The 15310-nt window shown below is 65.9% G+C and carries 13 protein-coding genes; 8 read left to right on the top strand and 5 right to left on the bottom strand.

Features of this window, described 5'->3' with window-relative positions; translation table 11 throughout:
* Nucleotide 1 precedes the first annotated feature (1 nt).
* Nucleotides 2–1342, top strand: a complete 1341-nt coding sequence (gene ccsB, locus CAL19_RS18205; protein WP_038852331.1) for a c-type cytochrome biogenesis protein CcsB — start codon at nt 2–4, stop codon at nt 1340–1342.
* Between the two features lie 296 nt (nt 1343–1638).
* On the opposite strand, the gene lysA is transcribed toward ccsB, so the two are convergent.
* Both lysA and lptM read right to left on the bottom strand, forming a co-directional pair.
* On the bottom strand, nt 1639–2931 hold the full coding sequence (gene lysA / locus CAL19_RS18200) for a diaminopimelate decarboxylase (protein ID WP_026639661.1): 1293 nt from the start codon (nt 2929–2931) through the stop codon (nt 1639–1641).
* On the bottom strand, nt 2928–3080 hold the full coding sequence (lptM, locus tag CAL19_RS18195; protein WP_231494570.1) for an LPS translocon maturation chaperone LptM: 153 nt from the start codon (nt 3078–3080) through the stop codon (nt 2928–2930). Before lptM ends, lysA begins: the two co-directional genes overlap by 4 nt.
* A 55-nt stretch (nt 3081–3135) precedes the next feature.
* On the opposite strand from lptM, the gene cyaY reads away from it, so the two are divergent.
* The gene (gene cyaY / locus CAL19_RS18190) at nt 3136–3465 is read left to right on the top strand and encodes an iron donor protein CyaY (protein WP_026639660.1); all 330 of its coding nucleotides are present in this window, start codon (nt 3136–3138) and stop codon (nt 3463–3465) included.
* A gap of 24 nt (nt 3466–3489) precedes the next feature.
* Here cyaY and CAL19_RS18185 read toward each other — a convergent pair whose 3' ends face one another.
* The gene (locus CAL19_RS18185) at nt 3490–5946 is read right to left on the bottom strand and encodes a penicillin-binding protein 1A (protein WP_094797603.1); all 2457 of its coding nucleotides are present in this window, start codon (nt 5944–5946) and stop codon (nt 3490–3492) included.
* Between the two features lie 114 nt (nt 5947–6060).
* Between CAL19_RS18185 and CAL19_RS18180 the strand changes: the two genes are divergently transcribed.
* From CAL19_RS18180 to CAL19_RS18170, 3 genes are read left to right on the top strand one after another with little or no spacing between them, the layout of a single operon-like run.
* The gene (locus tag CAL19_RS18180; RefSeq protein WP_026639658.1) at nt 6061–6684 is read left to right on the top strand and encodes a shikimate kinase; all 624 of its coding nucleotides are present in this window, start codon (nt 6061–6063) and stop codon (nt 6682–6684) included.
* Nucleotides 6681–7757: a 3-dehydroquinate synthase gene (aroB, locus tag CAL19_RS18175; RefSeq protein ID WP_026639657.1), complete on the top strand. Its 1077-nt coding sequence runs from the start codon at nt 6681–6683 to the stop codon at nt 7755–7757. The genes CAL19_RS18180 and aroB overlap by 4 nt, the downstream gene beginning before the upstream one ends.
* 5 nt (nt 7758–7762) lie before the next feature.
* A complete protein-coding gene (locus CAL19_RS18170) occupies nt 7763–8905 on the top strand; it encodes a deoxyguanosinetriphosphate triphosphohydrolase (RefSeq protein WP_432759148.1) in 1143 nt (380 codons plus the stop codon).
* 246 nt (nt 8906–9151) lie between these two features.
* Here CAL19_RS18170 and CAL19_RS18165 read toward each other — a convergent pair whose 3' ends face one another.
* On the bottom strand, nt 9152–9811 hold the full coding sequence (locus CAL19_RS18165; RefSeq protein WP_094797602.1) for a glutathione S-transferase family protein: 660 nt from the start codon (nt 9809–9811) through the stop codon (nt 9152–9154).
* A 155-nt stretch (nt 9812–9966) separates the two neighbouring features.
* Nucleotides 9967–12825 (bottom strand): excinuclease ABC subunit UvrA, encoded by a 2859-nt coding sequence (gene uvrA / locus CAL19_RS18160; RefSeq protein ID WP_026639541.1) that lies wholly within the window; start codon nt 12823–12825, stop codon nt 9967–9969.
* An 87-nt stretch (nt 12826–12912) separates the two neighbouring features.
* Between uvrA and CAL19_RS18155 the strand changes: the two genes are divergently transcribed.
* The 3 genes from CAL19_RS18155 to ssb all read left to right on the top strand — a co-directional run bounded on the left by CAL19_RS18155 (nt 12913) and on the right by ssb (nt 15295).
* On the top strand, nt 12913–14094 hold the full coding sequence (locus CAL19_RS18155) for an MFS transporter (protein ID WP_026639542.1): 1182 nt from the start codon (nt 12913–12915) through the stop codon (nt 14092–14094).
* A gap of 7 nt (nt 14095–14101) precedes the next feature.
* The gene (locus CAL19_RS18150; protein ID WP_141214399.1) at nt 14102–14479 is read left to right on the top strand and encodes a hypothetical protein; all 378 of its coding nucleotides are present in this window, start codon (nt 14102–14104) and stop codon (nt 14477–14479) included.
* Between the two features lie 312 nt (nt 14480–14791).
* Nucleotides 14792–15295: a single-stranded DNA-binding protein gene (gene ssb, locus CAL19_RS18145; RefSeq protein ID WP_026639544.1), complete on the top strand. Its 504-nt coding sequence runs from the start codon at nt 14792–14794 to the stop codon at nt 15293–15295.
* Nucleotides 15296–15310: the final 15 nt, after the last annotated feature.

Genomic DNA, 15310 nt, shown 5'->3' with positions numbered 1-15310 from the left:
CATGTCCGTGATTACTTCCTCATCATCGTCCGATGCCGCCTGGCAGCCGCCGCTGTCGGCCACCGGTGACGCGCGCGCCGTGCGCGGCCGCCCCGACTGGACCGATATGGTTTTCTTCGTATTGCTGGCGGTGGGCGCGGGTTTTGCGCTGACGCGCTACAGCACCGCGATGGATTACTACGAGAAGATCATCCTGTGCGGCACGGTGTTGCTGGCGACCTGGATGGGCTGGCTGTGGCGCCCGCTGCGCCGGCTGATGATCGCGTGTGCACTGGCCGCAGGCCTGGCCGTGCTGCTGTACGGCAACGACCTGGGACGCGCCGAGCAGGTGTTCTTCCTGAAGTACCTGTTTTCGTCGCAGTCGGCCATTTTGTGGATGAGCGCATTGTTCATCCTGGCTACGCTGTGCTACTGGATCGGCATCTTCAGCCCCACGGCGGCGTGGCTGGGCACCGCCCTGACCTGGGGCGCGGTGTTCTCGGGCGTGACCGGCATGCTGGTGCGGTGGCGCGAGGGGCACCTGATGGGGCCGGACCTGGGGCATATCCCGGTCAGCAACCTGTACGAAGTTTTCGTGCTGTTTTCGCTGATCACCGCATTGTTCTACCTGTACTACGAGCGCAAGTACGCCACGCGCGCGCTGGGCGGCTTTGTGCTGCTGGTGATTTCATCGGCGACGATCTTCCTGCTCTGGTACGCCTTTACGCGCGATGCGGCGCAGATCCAGCCGCTGGTACCGGCGCTCAAAAGCTGGTGGATGAAGCTGCACGTGCCCGCCAACTTCATCGGCTACGGCACGTTCTCGCTGGCCGCCATGGTGGGCTTTGCGTACCTGGTCAAGCAGCATGGCTCGACGACTTCGTGGGTCAAGCTGGCGCCGTTGTTCGTGCTGGGCGTCCTGCTGTGCGTGGAACCCATCGTGTTCCGTACCGAGGGCGTGTCGGCCACCTGGATCATCTACTTTGGCGTGGGCGTACTGATCGTGGGCGGCATCTTGATGGGCCGCGCGCGTATCGCACGGGCGCTGCCTTCCCTGGAAGTGCTCGACGACATCATGTACCGGGCCATCGCCATCGGCTTCGCGTTCTTCACGGTGGCAACCATCCTGGGGGCGCTGTGGGCGGCCGACGCCTGGGGCGCGTACTGGCAATGGGATCCGAAGGAAACCTGGGCCCTGATCGTGTGGCTGAACTACGCGGCCTGGCTGCACATGCGGCTGATGAAGGGCCTGCGGGGCCAACTGGCGGCTTACTGGGCGCTGGTGGGGCTGCTGGTGACGGGATTCGCGTTTTTGGGCGTCAACATGTTCCTGTCAGGCTTGCATTCTTATGGCGAGCTTTGAGGGCTTGGTGTACATGAAGGGTGTCTGACACCTTCGGAGTCAGACACCTGTGCGGCCGGTGTCAGGCACCTGTGCGGCCCGGAGTCAGGCACCTGTGCGGCCGGAGTCAGGCGCCTGTTTGGCGGCTTTCGGTGTCAGGCGCTTGGCGCGGATGCGTTCGGGCCCGGGCGCGCGGCGGGGCGCCCGGACGGCACCGTGAAGCAAGCCAGCCAAGGCGGCCTTCGACAACGCCGGGAAACCGCACGCAAGCTGCCCTGCCCACGCCCCAAAATGCTTTGGCCAGGATGGCCCGGCCATTACGGCAGTGTCGATTCGCCCCGCAGCAGATCATCCAGCGTTTCGCGCTCGCGCACGACGTAATGCCGCTGGCCGTCGACCATGACTTCGGCCGCTCGAGTGCGCGTGTTGTAGTTGCTGGCCATGGTCATGGCGTAGGCGCCGGCTGATTCCAGGGCCAGTACATCGCCCGCCTGCAGGGTGAGTTTTCGCTGGCGGGCCAGCCAGTCCGCGCTTTCGCAAATGGGGCCGACCACGTCGTATTCGGTGGGCGTGCCGTCGCGCGGCGATACCGGTTGCAGGCCATGGTAGGCGTCGTACAGGGCCGGGCGCAGCAAGTCGTTCATGGCGGCATCCACGATCGCGAAATTGCGCGCTTCGGCGTGCTTCAGGTACTGCACCGTGGTCAGCAGCACGCCGGCGTTGCCCACTAGCGAACGCCCCGGCTCGAGGATCAGGTGCAGGTGCGCCATGCCGCGCGCCTGCAGCCGATCGAACACGCGGTCGAGCAGGGCCTTGGGCGACGGCGGGATTTCGTCGGTATAGCGGATGCCCAGGCCGCCGCCCAGGTCCAGGTGCTGGATGGAGATGCCCGCGGCATCGAGCTGTTCGATCAGGTCGAGCAGTTTTTCCAGTGCGTCGAAATAAGGGCTGATATCCGTGAGCTGCGAGCCGATGTGGCAGTCGACCCCTACGACTTCCAGCCCTGGCAACGAAGCCGCCAGGCGATAGGCGTCCAGCGCCGATTCGATCGCGATGCCGAACTTGTTTTCCTTCAGGCCGGTGGAAATGTAGGGATGGGTGTGGGCGTCGACGTCGGGGTTGACGCGCAGGGACACCCGCGCGCGCCGGCCCATGGACAGCGCTACGTCGGACAGGCAGTGCAGTTCAGCCTGCGATTCGGCGTTGAAGCACTTCACGCCGGCCAGCAGCGCATCGCGAATTTCCCAGGGCTGCTTGCCCACCCCGGAGAACACGACCTTGGACGGATCGCCGCCGGCGGCCAGCACGCGCTTGAGTTCGCCGCCCGAGACGATATCGAAGCCCGCCCCCAGCCGGGCGAACTCTTTCAGCACAGCCAGGTTGGAATTGGCCTTCATGCCATAACAGACCAGCACCGGACGGCTGCCGATGGCGTCGCTGTAGGATTGCCAGGCCTGGCGCAGCGCGGCGCGCGAATACACATAAAGAGGCGTGCCCAGTTGCGCGGCCAGCGTGTCCAGCGCCACGCCTTCGGCATGCAGTACGCCGTTCTGGTAATGAAAATGCGGATCGCCGGCCAGGATAGGCCGCGAGGAACTGTGGGGTGTCATGGAAGCGTTGCGGGAGCGGGGATTTGGGGCGGCGGGGGCGTGGTGGGCCCGGTCTGGCCGGATTCGGGCGGCAGGTACAGCGGGCCCTTGAAGCCGCACGCCGCGACCAGGCTGGTCGCGGCAAGCGTGGCTACAATGCGTAAGACCATGCGGCCGTGTGCCAAGTGGGACACTCGAAACTCCGTAATTCTTGCAGGTTCGATTATGACTGAAACCGAATTCCTTGCGTTGGTCGACCAAGTTCTGGACAGCATCGAAAGCCAGGCCGACGATTGGGCGGCGGGGCAGGACGTCGATATCGAAGCCAGCCGCAGCGGCAATGTGCTGACGCTGGTGTTCGAAGACGGCACCCACGTTGTGGTGAACGCCCAGACTGCCATGCAAGAGATCTGGGTCGCGGCCCGCACCGGCGGGTTTCATTATCGCTACGACGGACAACACTGGAACGACACCCGCGGCGGCCCGCAGCTGGCCGATGCGTTGTCGCAGATCTGTTCCGCAGCGGCCGGCGTGCCCGTCAACGTGAAACTGTAACGCCCGGGCCTGGCGCGGCGAGGCCTAGAAAGGGATCTTCTGCGACCAGGGCGTCTGCTTTTCAGTGTTCATGCTGGGCGACACGCGTATGCTGCTGTCGCCCCCGCCCACCAGTTCGTTCAGGAACTCGCCCAGCTGGTCGGTTTCGGCCGGCGTGGGCTCCGACAGCCCCAGCCGCGCCACCGCCTGGCCCGGGGGAAATTCCGAGAAATAAAACTCGCCGCGCTCGACCAGCAAGCCGTCGGGACGGGGCCGCTGCTTTTGTTCGGGCACGCCCTTGAGCATTTCGGCCATGTAGTCCAGCCAGATCGGCATGGCCACGCCGCCGCCGGTTTCACGCGAACCCAGCGACCTGGGCTGGTCAAAGCCCATCCAGGCCGTGGCCACCAGCGTGGGCGTGTAACCCGAGAACCACGCGTCGACAGATTCGTTGGTGGTGCCCGTCTTGCCGGCCACGTCCGTGCGCTTGAGCGTGGCGCGCGCCCGGGCGGCGGTTCCGCTGGTTGCCACGCCGCGCAGCATGTCGTCCATGACATAAGCCGTGCGCGGGTCGATGGCGCGGGCCGCCGCGTCGCCGGCCACGATGGGCTTGGATTGCATCAGCACCTTGCCGCTGCTGTCGGTGACGCGCTCGATCAGGTACGGCGCGATGCGATAGCCGCCATTGGCGAACACGGCATAGGCGCCGGCCAGCTGCAAGGGCGTGACGGACCCCGCGCCCAATGCGAGCGGCAGTACGGCCGGCTGGCGCGTCTTGTCGAAGCCGAAGCGCGCCAGGTAGTCTTGCGCATACTGCGGCCCGATGGCTTGCAGGATGCGGATCGACACCATGTTCTTGGACTTGTACAGCCCCTGCCGCATGGTCAGCATGGGCTCGTAGGTGTTGCCGTAGTTCTTGGGGTTCCAGGCCTTGGAGCCCGTTTGTTCGGCCGTGAGCTGGAACGGCTGATCGGAGATCTGGGTGGCCGGCGTCAGGCCCCGTTCGAGCGACGCCGCGTAGACGAACGGCTTGATGTTGGAGCCGGGCTGGCGCCAGGCCTGCGTGACGCGGTTGAAGTTGCCCCGGTAGAAGTCGAAGCCGCCCACCATGGCGCGGATGGCGCCGTCTTGCGGCGACAGCGACACGAAGGCGGCTTGCACGGCCGGCATGTTGATGACTTCCCAGCCGTCGCCATATTTGTGGATGTACACCACCGACCCGCGCCGCAGCCGCTTTTCGGCCGAAGCCTTGTTGCCCAGCGAGCGGGCGACAACGCCCAGCGCTTTCTTGTCGGTGATGGAGATGACCTCGTTGGCGCTGCGCGCCACCTTGATTTCGGTGGGGCTGGCCGACAGCACGACGGCGGTGAGCAAGTCATCGCTGTCCGGATGCTTTTCGAACACGCCGTCCAGGAAGTCGTCCAGGGCCTGCGGGTTATTCTCGATGCCCTCCGGCATGTCGAGCTGTTCTTCCGGACCCGGATAGACGGCGCGGCGCGTGTACTGCAGTACGCCTTCGCGCACCGCGCGGTAGGCCGAGTCCTGGTCTTTGGCGCGCACCGTGGTGTAGATGTTGATGCCGCGCGAGTACAGGTCGTCCTGGTAGATGCCGTAGAGCAACTGGCGCGCCAGTTCGGCGACATATTCGCCATGCACGGCATAGCCGCCTGCCGGCGTGCCTTCGGCGGCCTTGATGATGATGGGCTGCGCCTTGGCCTGCTGGTACTCGGCGTCGGTCAGGTACCCCAGGGAGTGCATGCGGCCCAATACGTAATGCTGGCGCAATTCGGCGCGGGGCCGGTTGGCGATGGGGTTGAAACGCGACGGCGCCTTGGGAATGCCGGCCAGCATCGCGGCCTCGGCGGCGGTGACTTGCGACAGCGGCTTGCCAAAGTACGTGCGCGACGCGGCGGCAAAGCCGTACGCGCGATGACCCAGATAGATCTGGTTCATATAGAGCTCGAGAATCTGGTCTTTGGTGAGCTCGGCCTCGATCTTGAACGTAAGCAGCAGTTCGTAGAACTTGCGTGAATACGTTTTTTCGGACGACAGGTAGAAGTTGCGCGCCACCTGCATGGTGATGGTGCTGGCGCCCTGCGACTTGGACATGCTGAGCAGGTTGGCCAGGCCGGCGCGCACCACGCCGGCCCAGTCGATGCCGCCGTGCTGGTAGAAGCGATCGTCTTCGGCAGCCAGCACGGCCGACTTCATCACGTCGGGAAATTCGTTAAAGCGCAGCACGTTGCGGCGTTCTTCGCCGAACTCGCCGATGAGCACGTGGTCGCTGGTATAGACGCGCAGCGGCACCCGGGGCCGATAATCGGTCATGGCGTGCAGGTCGGGCAGGTTGGGCCACGCCAACGCCAACGCCATGCCGCCCAGCAAGACGCCACACAACGCCAGACCGCCCAGCAAAATGCCCGCCTTCACGAAGAACCGCAAAACAGGCGACCCGCTTTTGGGGGGTGGGGCTTTTTTAGAAGAATTCTGCGACTTGCTCATCGCGGCGATTTTACGGGCATCTGCAGGGGCACCCGGGCCAGGGTACCGCGTTTCTGTAACAAATTAGTTCAGTGTGGTAAGCGGGCAACTCGCCGGCGATGTGATAATGCAGGCATGAACGTATTGGAGCATACCGGGGCCGACCCGGGCGATACATCCGCCGGCAGCCCCTGCGCACCGGCCGAGGCCGACGCGCGTGTTGCGCTGCCCCATGACCTGCCGGTTTTTCTGGTGGGCATGATGGGGGCGGGCAAGACGACCATTGGCCGCGGGCTGGCGCGCGTGCTGGGCCGGGAGTTCATCGACCTGGATCACGAGCTCGAAGCGCGCTGCGGCGTGCGCGTGCCCGTCATTTTCGAGATCGAGGGCGAAGGCGGGTTCCGCAAGCGCGAGGCGGCCGCGCTGGACCAGTGCACGCAGCGGCGCGGCATCGTGCTGGCCACGGGCGGCGGGGCCGTGCTTGCGCCGGAGAACCGTCGGCTGCTGCGCGAGCGCGGGGTGGTGGTGTACCTGCGCGCCACGGTCGACGAGCTTTACCGGCGCACCAGCCGCGACCGCAACCGCCCCCTGCTGGCCAATGCGGACCCGCGCGGCACGCTGCGCGACCTGATGACCCAGCGCGAACCCTTATACGACGAGGTGGCCGACCTGGTGGTGGACACCGGCACCATGCCGGTTTCGCACCTGGTGAAGTCGTTGCTGCCCCTGCTGCAAGCCTACGAGAAGAAAATTCCATGACGGTTGTCGATGTCGATACCCCGGGAGGCCGCTACCCCATCCATATCGGGTCGGGCCGCCTGGATGCCCTGGACCAGTCCATTCCGGCCGACGCCACGGCCATTGCGGTAGTTACCAATCCCACCGTGGGCGCGCTGTATGGCGAGCGTGTCGAGGCCGCGCTGGCGCGCACCGGGCGCCGCGTACTGCGTATCGAACTGCCCGATGGCGAGGCCCATAAAGACTGGCAGACGCTGAACCTGATTTTCGACGCCCTGCTGACGCACCGGCTCGATCGCCGCGCCGTGCTGGTGGCGCTGGGAGGCGGGGTAATCGGCGACATGACGGGCTTTGCCGCAGCGGTGTACATGCGCGGCGTCCGTTTCGTGCAGGTGCCGACCACGCTGCTGGCGCAGGTGGATTCGTCGGTGGGGGGCAAGACGGCGGTGAACCACCCGCTGGGCAAGAATATGGTGGGCGCGTTTTATCAGCCGGTGGCGGTCGAGATCGACACCGACGTGCTGCGCACGCTGCCGGCTCGCGAAGTGTCGGCGGGCCTGGCCGAAGTGATCAAGTACGGCCTGATCCTGGACGCGGAGTTCTGGGGCTGGTGCGAAACCAATGCCGCCGCGCTGCGCGCGCTGGATCCGGCCGCCCTGACGTACGCCATCCGCCGCTCTTGCGAGCTGAAGGCGCAAGTGGTGGGGCAAGACGAGCGGGAATCGGGCTTGCGCGCCATTCTCAACCTGGGGCACACGTTCGGCCATGCCATCGAGTCGGGCCTGGGCTACGGTGAATGGCTGCACGGCGAGGCGGTGGGCTGCGGCATGGTGCAGGCAGCCGAGCTTTCGGCCGATGTGGCCGGCTTTCCGCGCGCCGACGTGGCCCGGGTGCGCGACCTGGTGCAGGCCATAGGCTGCCCGATCGTGGCGCCCGACCTGGGCGGCGACCGCTGGCTCGAGTTGATGCAGGTGGACAAGAAAACAGAAGGCGGCGAGATACGTTTCGTGCTGATGCCGCGCATAGGCCAGGCGCTGACCCGCCCCGCGCCGCTGGATGCCGTGCGCGCGGTGCTGGCGCGCACCGTGCAGTGACCGCCATGGGGGTGATGCCGCAGATGGAAGACCTGGCTTGCTACGCATCGAACCCCATGGCCACCCGCGGACGGCGGCACCCCGAACCGCCTCCGCAGAACCGCACTGAATTCCAGCGTGACCGCGACCGCATCATTCATTGCACGGCCTTTCGCCGCCTGGAATACAAGACGCAGGTGTTCGTCAACCATGAAGGCGACCTGTTCCGCACGCGCCTGACGCACAGCCTGGAAGTGGCGCAGATCGCGCGAACGCTGGCGCGCAGCCTGCGTCTGTCGGAAGACCTGACCGAAGCCATTTCCCTGGCGCACGACCTTGGCCATACGCCCTTTGGCCACGCCGGGCAGGACGAGCTCAATGCCTGCATGCGCGAGCTGGCGCCGCATGCCGGCGGCTTTGAGCACAACCTGCAGAGCCTGCGCGTGGTCGACGAACTGGAAGAACGCTATGCGGAATTCAGCGGCCTGAACCTGTGCTTCGAGACGCGCGAGGGCATCCTGAAGCATTGTTCGGTGGCGCACGCGCGCCAGCTGGGCGAGGTGGGCGAGCGGTTTCTGAACCGCACTCGGCCATCGCTGGAAGCGCAGGTGGCCAACCTGGCCGACGAGATCGCCTATAACAACCACGATATCGATGATGGTTTGCGTTCGGGCCTGATCACGCTGGAGCAGATGCAGGAAGTGACCATCTTCGGACGGCATTACGCGCAGGTGGCCGAGCGCTATCCGCGCCTGGCACCGCGTCGGGCGGTGGCCGAAACGGTGCGGCGCATGATCAATACGCTGATCGTGGACCTGACCGCCACGTCGCTGGCACGCATTGCGGACGCGGCCCCCGCAGACGCGGACGCGGTACGGCGCGCGCCGCCGCTGGCCGGCTTTTCGGACAGCGTGCAACGCGAGGCCGATGAACTCAAGCGCTTTCTGTTCGATAACCTGTACCGGCATTACCGCGTGATGCGCATGACGAACAAGGCGCGGCGCATTGTGCGCGAACTGTTCGCGGCTTTTCTGGCCGACCCGCGCCTGCTGCCGCCCGACTATCAGCGTGACGAATTGGAGCAGGCGCGCGCGATTGCCGACTATATCGCCGGCATGACAGACCGCTATGCCATCCGCGAGCACAAACGGCTGTTCGAAATGGGGTGACGGCGTGGTGTCTGACACCCTTCGGGAGTCAGACACCGTCAGAGGAAGCACCGTCATGCAAAGTTGGTGTCTGGCTCCCGCAGGGTGCCTGACACCGCGGGGCGGCGCTCTGGAGCCCGGCAGCGCCTTGATGTCGTGGGTGTGGTGTCTGACACCCTTCGGGAGTCAGACACCTGGAACGGTAGTCAGACACCTGGAACGGAAGCCGGGCGCCTGAAAGTCAGCGTGTCTGGCGCCTATGGCTTGTCAGCGGTGCGTGCGGTAGGGTTCGTCCGCGGGTACGAAAATGCCTTCCGCACAGGCGTCGCGCGTCCATTCCTGCAGGGCGGGCAAGGCCAGTACGGCATCCATATAGTCGCGGGCCGGCCCTTCGGCCGGCACTGCGTAGGTGGTAAAGCGCGAGACGACGGGCGCGTAGAACGCATCGGCGATAGAAAACCGGCCAAACAAAAATGGGCCGCCCTGGCCGAACTCGGCGCGCGTGTCGCGCCACAGGGCCTGCACGCGCGCGATGTCGTCCTGCGCGGCGGAAAGATCCAGGCCCGGCAGGTGCGCTTCGATGTTCATCGGCATGAGCTGCCTCAGCTGGCCGAAACCGCTGTGCATCTGTGCGGCCAGCGAGCGGGCGCGCGCCCGGGCGCGCGGTTCGGCGGGCCAAAGGGCGGCGTCGGGATGTTGTTCGGCCGCATACTCGCAGATGGCCAGCGAATCCCAGACGGCGAATTCGCCATCCAGCAGCACCGGCACCAGGCCGGCGGGCGTCAGCGAGCTGAGGCGTTGCGCGAATTCGGGCGTGAAAAGGCCCAGTTTCTGTTCCTGGAACGCAATGCCTGCCGCGCGCAGGGCGAGCCACGGGCGCAACGACCAGGACGAGTAGTTCTTGTTGCCGATGATGAGGGTATACATGGCGATAAGAGGGATGGGTGCGTGGGTCGGGTGCGCATCGGTGCCTGACGCGCTTGGGATAGACGCCCGTGTATGCAGCACCGGCGCACGCGCCCCCGGCGGGTTCCGGGGCCGTTGGCGCACGAGCATCCGGGCCGGGTCGGCCCAGATGCAGTCTACTGCGGACCCTTGCGTTGCAACACCCGCCCAAGGTAATGGCCGGTATGGCTTTGTGGGCTGGCCGCCACATCTTCGGGCGTGCCGACCGCCACGACCCGCCCGCCGCCATCGCCGCCTTCGGGGCCCATGTCCACCACCCAGTCGGCCGTCTTGATGACGTCCAGGTTGTGTTCGATGACCAGCACCGTATTGCCGCTGTCGACAAGCTGGTTCACGACCTGAAGCAGCATTTCGATGTCGCGGAAATGCAGGCCCGTGGTGGGCTCGTCCAGGATGTACAGCGTGCGCCCCGTACTGCGGCGCGAGAGTTCCAGCGACAGCTTTACGCGCTGCGCCTCGCCGCCCGACAGGGTGGTGGCGCTCTGGCCCAGGCGTATATACGACAGGCCCACGTCGATCAATGTGTGCAGCTTGCGCGCGATGGCGGGCACCGATTCGAAGTATTCCAGCGCCTGTTCGACCGTGAGCTCGAGTACTTCGCTGATATTGCGGCCGCGATAACGGATTTCGAGGGTTTCGCGGTTGTAGCGTTTGCCGTGGCATACGTCGCAGGGCACGTACATGTCGGGCAGGAAATGCATCTCGACCTTGACCACGCCGTCGCCCTGGCAGGCTTCGCACCGGCCGCCCTTGACGTTGAAGCTGAAGCGGCCGGGGTCGTAGCCGCGCGAGCGCGCCTCGGGTACGCCGGCGAACAATTCGCGTATGGGCGTGAACAGGCCCGTGTAGGTGGCCGGGTTGCTGCGGGGGGTGCGGCCGATGGGGCTCTGGTCGACACTGATGATCTTGTCGAAATGTTCCAGGCCGCTGATCGACGCGTATGGCGCCGGCTCGCCCTGCGCATTGTGCAATTGGCGCGAGACGGCGACGGCCAGCGTATCGTTGACCAGCGTGGACTTGCCCGAGCCGGACACGCCGGTGACGCACACCAGCCGGCCGGCGGGTATGCGCAGGTCGACGGACTTGAGGTTATTGCCGCTGGCGCCCTCGATGACCAGCCAGGGCAGGTCGTCGGTGATGGGGCGCCGCCCGGGCACCGGTATGGCGCGCCGTCCGCTGAGATACTGGCCGGTCAGGGACGCGGAGTTTTGCTGGACGGCGTCTGGCGTGCCCTGCGCAACCACCTGGCCGCCGTGTTCGCCGGCGCCCGGGCCCATGTCGACGACCCAGTCGGCCAGGCGGATCATGTCTTCGTCGTGCTCGACCACAATGACGCTATTGCCGAGGTCGCGCAGGTGCTGCAGGGTGCCGATCAGGCGGTCGTTGTCGCGCTGGTGCAGGCCGATGGACGGTTCGTCCAGCACGTACATCACGCCGGTCAGGCCGGAGCCGATCTGGCTGGCCAGGCGGATGCGCTGCGCCTCGCCGCCGGAGATCGTGTCGGCGCTGCGGTCCAGCGACAGGTAGTTCAACCCCACATTGTTCAGGAAGCTCAGCCGCGCCTCGATCTCGCGCACGATGCGCTGGGCGATTTCCTGCTTGGCGCCGGTAAGCGACAGCGCCTTGAACCAGGCCAGGCAGTCTGACAGCGGCATGGCCTCGACTTCGTAAATGGCCTGGCCGCGGCGCTCGTCGCCACGGGGTTCGTCGCCGATGAGCACATGCCGGGCCTCGGCGCGCAGCCGCGAGCCGTTGCAATCGGGGCAGGTCTTGATGTTGCGGTACTTGCCGAGCTCTTCGCGCACGGTGGACGAATCGGTTTCGCGCCAGCGGCGTTCAAGATTGGGGATGACGCCTTCGAAGGGGTGGCGCTTGACCGTGCCCCGGCCTTTTTCGTTCAGGTAGACAAAGGCGATTGCTTCGTCGCCCGAGCCGTAGAGCACCTTCTGGCGCAGCGCTTCGGGCAGTTCTTCGAAGGGCGTGTCGATGTCGAATTCGTAATGCGCCGCCAGGCTGGTGAGCAAAGAATGTGTAAAGGAGTTGCGGCGGTCCCAGCCGCGTATGGCGCCGGCCGCCAGGCTGAGCTCGGGAAACGCCACCACGCGCTTGGGGTCGAAGAAGCCGACCTGCCCGATGCCGTCGCACGTAGGACAGGCGCCCATGGGGTTGTTGAAGCTGAACAGCCGGGGCTCGAGCTCGGGCAGGCTGTGGCTGCACACCGGGCACGCATAGCGGCTGGAAAACACCTGTTCGCGCCCGCTGTCCATATCGAGCGCCACGGTGCGGCCATCGGCCAGCTGCATGGCAGTTTCGAAGCTTTCGGCCAGGCGCTGCTTGCTGTCGGGCCGCACGCGCAGGCGGTCGATCACGACGTCGATGTCGTGCTTTTCATTTTTCTTCAGCGGCGGCAGTTCGCTGATTTCGTGCATCTGGCCATCGACGCGCAGCCGCACGTAACCCTGGGCCTGCAGCGAGGCGCATTCGTCTTCGAAACTGCCTTTCTTGCCGCGCGCCAGGGGCGCCAGCACGGCCAGCCGGGTTTCGGCGTGCCACGCCAGCACGGCATCGACCATCTGGCTGACGCTCTGCGCCTGCAGCGGCAGGCCGTGTTCCGGGCAATACGGCGTGCCCACCCGCGCGTACAACAGCCGCAGGTAATCGTGGATTTCGGTGATGGTGCCCACGGTGGACCGTGGATTGTGACCCGCCGCCTTCTGCTCGATGGAGATCGCAGGAGACAGGCCCTCGATGAGATCGACGTCGGGCTTGTCCATCAGCTGCAGGAACTGCCGCGCGTAGGCCGACAGGCTTTCGACGTAGCGGCGCTGCCCTTCGGCGTACAGCGTGTCGAAGGCCAGCGACGATTTGCCCGAGCCGGACAGGCCCGTGATGACCACGAGCTTGTGACGCGGCAGGTCGAGCGAGACGTTTTTAAGGTTATGGGTGCGGGCACCCCGAATGCGTATCGCGTCCATCGGGCATTATGCGGATTCAAAGGCCAACTTGGTACTATAGCGCGCCGAGTACTTTCCCGTGCGAGGCATTGTCCTTACGTCTTCTGCATGCCCGCTGATACAAAACTGAAATTGACTTCGTCCGAGCGGCGTGCCAGCGTCGCGCTGGCGGGCTTGTTTGCCTGCCGCATGCTGGGGCTGTTCCTGCTGTTGCCGGTGTTTGCGGTGGCCGCGGGCAGCCTGCCCGGAGGCGACGACCCGATGAAGGTCGGCCTGGCCCTGGGCATGTATGGCCTGACCCAGGCCTTTATGCAGATTCCGTTCGGCCTGGCTTCCGATCGCTGGGGGCGCCGCCCCGTGGTGGTGGCCGGGCTGCTGTTGTTCATAGCGGGCAGCGTCGTCTGCGCGCTGGCGCACGACGTATTCTGGATAACCATCGGCCGCGCGATACAGGGCGCGGGCGCCATTTCGGCCGCGGTCACGGCCTGGCTGGCCGACGCCACGCGCGATGCTGTGCGCACGCGCGCCATGGCCATGGTGGGGGCGTCGATCGGCTTGTCGTTTGCCCTGTCGCTGGTGCTGGCGCCGGTGCTGGTGGGCTGGTGGGGCCTGCCCGGGCTGTTCTGGACCATTGCCTGCCTGGGCGTGGCCAGCCTGGCCGTGGCGCGCTGGGTGGTGCCCGTGGTGCCGCGCAGCGAGGCCCGCAGCATGCAGGTCCGGCCCGGCGAAGTGCTGGCCCACCGCGACTTGCTGCGCCTGAATTTCGGCGTGTTCGCTTTGCACTGTACCCAGGTGGCGCTGTTTGTGGTGGTGCCGGCGCTGTTGGCGCAAACGGGGGGGTGGGGCACGCAGGAATTGTGGAAGGTGTACCTGCCCATCATCCTGGTCTCGTTCGTCTTGATGGTCCCGGTCATTTTTGTGGCCGAACGGCATCGCGCGCATCGTGCGGCGTTGCGTGCGTCGGTGGCCGGCCTGGCCGCGGTATGCGCGCTGCTGCCCGCCGCCAGCCACGGGTTCTATACGCTGGCCATCGCGATCACCGCGTTCTTCGTGGTGTTCAACATCCTGGAAGCCTTGCAACCGTCACTGGTTTCGCGCGTTGCGCCCGCCCAGTACAAAGGGCTGGCGCTGGGCTTCTATAACACCGCCCAGGCGGCGGGCCTGTTCTGCGGGGGCGCACTGGGAGGTTGGCTGGCCGCACGTGCGGGCGCCGACGCGGTGTTCCTGGGGGCGGCCGTGCTGGCGGCGGTGTGGCTGGCGGTGACGTGGGCATTGAAACCGCTGCCCTGACCGGCGTATGTTCGAAACTCAACCAAAAATTCAACCAGAACGGGAGTCATCCTTGCGTAAAGTTCATCTTGGGGCCGCCGTGGCCTGCGCTGTTGCCGTTACGTTTGCGGGCGCGTCTTTTGCACAAGACATCGCGACACAGGCGAAGGTGGCGCAGTTCGGCGGCCAGATGCATGCCGTGGCCCAGAAATGCGGCGGTTACACCCAGGCGCAGCTCGACAGCTTGAAGGCGCAGCAGCGGGCCGCGATTGCGGGCATGTCGGCGTCGGACTTCGACGCGGCTTTCAACGACGGGCTGGAACAGGCACGCCAGCGCATTGCGTCCGGCACGCCCGAGCAGATTGCCCAGATGTGCAAGACGCTGCCGTCGCTGATCAAGCCCTGACCCGCGGAGACGGTATTTTCCCTGATGCAGGCGCGGGATGTTCCGGACACCCGCCCCTCTTGCCTGCCAGGGCGGCCTTGAGCATTCTATGCACAAGGATGCGGCAGGCGCTGCCAACCCGGTAGAATTGAAGTTATTGGGCGGTATCCAGCAGGCACCGCCAGCCAGCACCTGCCGCAGGGTCGACCCGGCGGTGTGCAGTTATTAACCATAGGCCACCGGGCGGCGGGGCGCAGGCTCCTGTCCGGCAGGCTTGATCAATTACGTTTACCCGGTTGCAAGCTACGGCTGCCGGGCAAGAGGACACTCGCCATGGCATCGGTCAATAAAGTCATACTCGTCGGCAACCTGGGGCGCGACCCCGAAGTGCGCTACAGCCCCGATGGTGCGGCGATCTGCAATGTATCCATCGCCACGACGTCGCAATGGAAGGACAAGGCCAGCGGCGAACGCCGCGAAGAAACGGAATGGCACCGCGTGGTCATGTATAACCGCCTGGCCGAGATCGCCGGCGAATACCTGAAGAAAGGCCGTTCGGTGTATATCGAGGGCCGCCTGAAAACCCGCAAGTGGCAAGACAAGGAAACGGGCGCCGACCGCTACAGCACCGAAATCGTGGCCGACCAGATGCAGATGCTGGGCGGCCGCGACAGCGGCGACAGCAGCTATGGCGGCGGTGGCGGCTACGAAGACGCGCCGCGCCAGCAGCGCGCCCCGGCCCAGCGCCCGCCCGCGCAACGCCCAGCTCCCGCGGCCGCGCCGGCTGCGGGCGGCGCCGCCAATCTGGCGGACATGGACGACGACATTCCGTTCTGATTCCCCGCCAGCCGG

The organism is Bordetella genomosp. 7 (assembly GCF_002261265.1).
Lineage (GTDB): Bacteria > Pseudomonadota > Gammaproteobacteria > Burkholderiales > Burkholderiaceae_B > Bordetella_A.
The sequence above is the reverse complement of the archived record's forward strand: the minus strand, read 5'-3'. Positions and strand labels throughout refer to the sequence as shown.

Coding starts and splice junctions, on each gene's coding strand:
- cyaY (WP_026639660.1), top strand. CDS start 3,136: ATGACTGAAACCGAATTCCTTGCGTTGGTCGACCAAGTTCTGGACAGC.
- CAL19_RS18185 (WP_094797603.1), bottom strand. CDS start 5,946: ATGAGCAAGTCGCAGAATTCTTCTAAAAAAGCCCCACCCCCCAAAAGC.
- CAL19_RS18155 (WP_026639542.1), top strand. CDS start 12,913: ATGCCCGCTGATACAAAACTGAAATTGACTTCGTCCGAGCGGCGTGCC.
- CAL19_RS18165 (WP_094797602.1), bottom strand. CDS start 9,811: ATGTATACCCTCATCATCGGCAACAAGAACTACTCGTCCTGGTCGTTG.
- CAL19_RS18180 (WP_026639658.1), top strand. CDS start 6,061: ATGAACGTATTGGAGCATACCGGGGCCGACCCGGGCGATACATCCGCC.
- ssb (WP_026639544.1), top strand. CDS start 14,792: ATGGCATCGGTCAATAAAGTCATACTCGTCGGCAACCTGGGGCGCGAC.
- aroB (WP_026639657.1), top strand. CDS start 6,681: ATGACGGTTGTCGATGTCGATACCCCGGGAGGCCGCTACCCCATCCAT.
- lysA (WP_026639661.1), bottom strand. CDS start 2,931: ATGACACCCCACAGTTCCTCGCGGCCTATCCTGGCCGGCGATCCGCAT.
- lptM (WP_231494570.1), bottom strand. CDS start 3,080: ATGGTCTTACGCATTGTAGCCACGCTTGCCGCGACCAGCCTGGTCGCG.
- ccsB (WP_038852331.1), top strand. CDS start 2: ATGTCCGTGATTACTTCCTCATCATCGTCCGATGCCGCCTGGCAGCCG.
- CAL19_RS18150 (WP_141214399.1), top strand. CDS start 14,102: ATGTTCGAAACTCAACCAAAAATTCAACCAGAACGGGAGTCATCCTTG.
- CAL19_RS18170 (WP_432759148.1), top strand. CDS start 7,763: ATGGGGGTGATGCCGCAGATGGAAGACCTGGCTTGCTACGCATCGAAC.
- uvrA (WP_026639541.1), bottom strand. CDS start 12,825: ATGGACGCGATACGCATTCGGGGTGCCCGCACCCATAACCTTAAAAAC.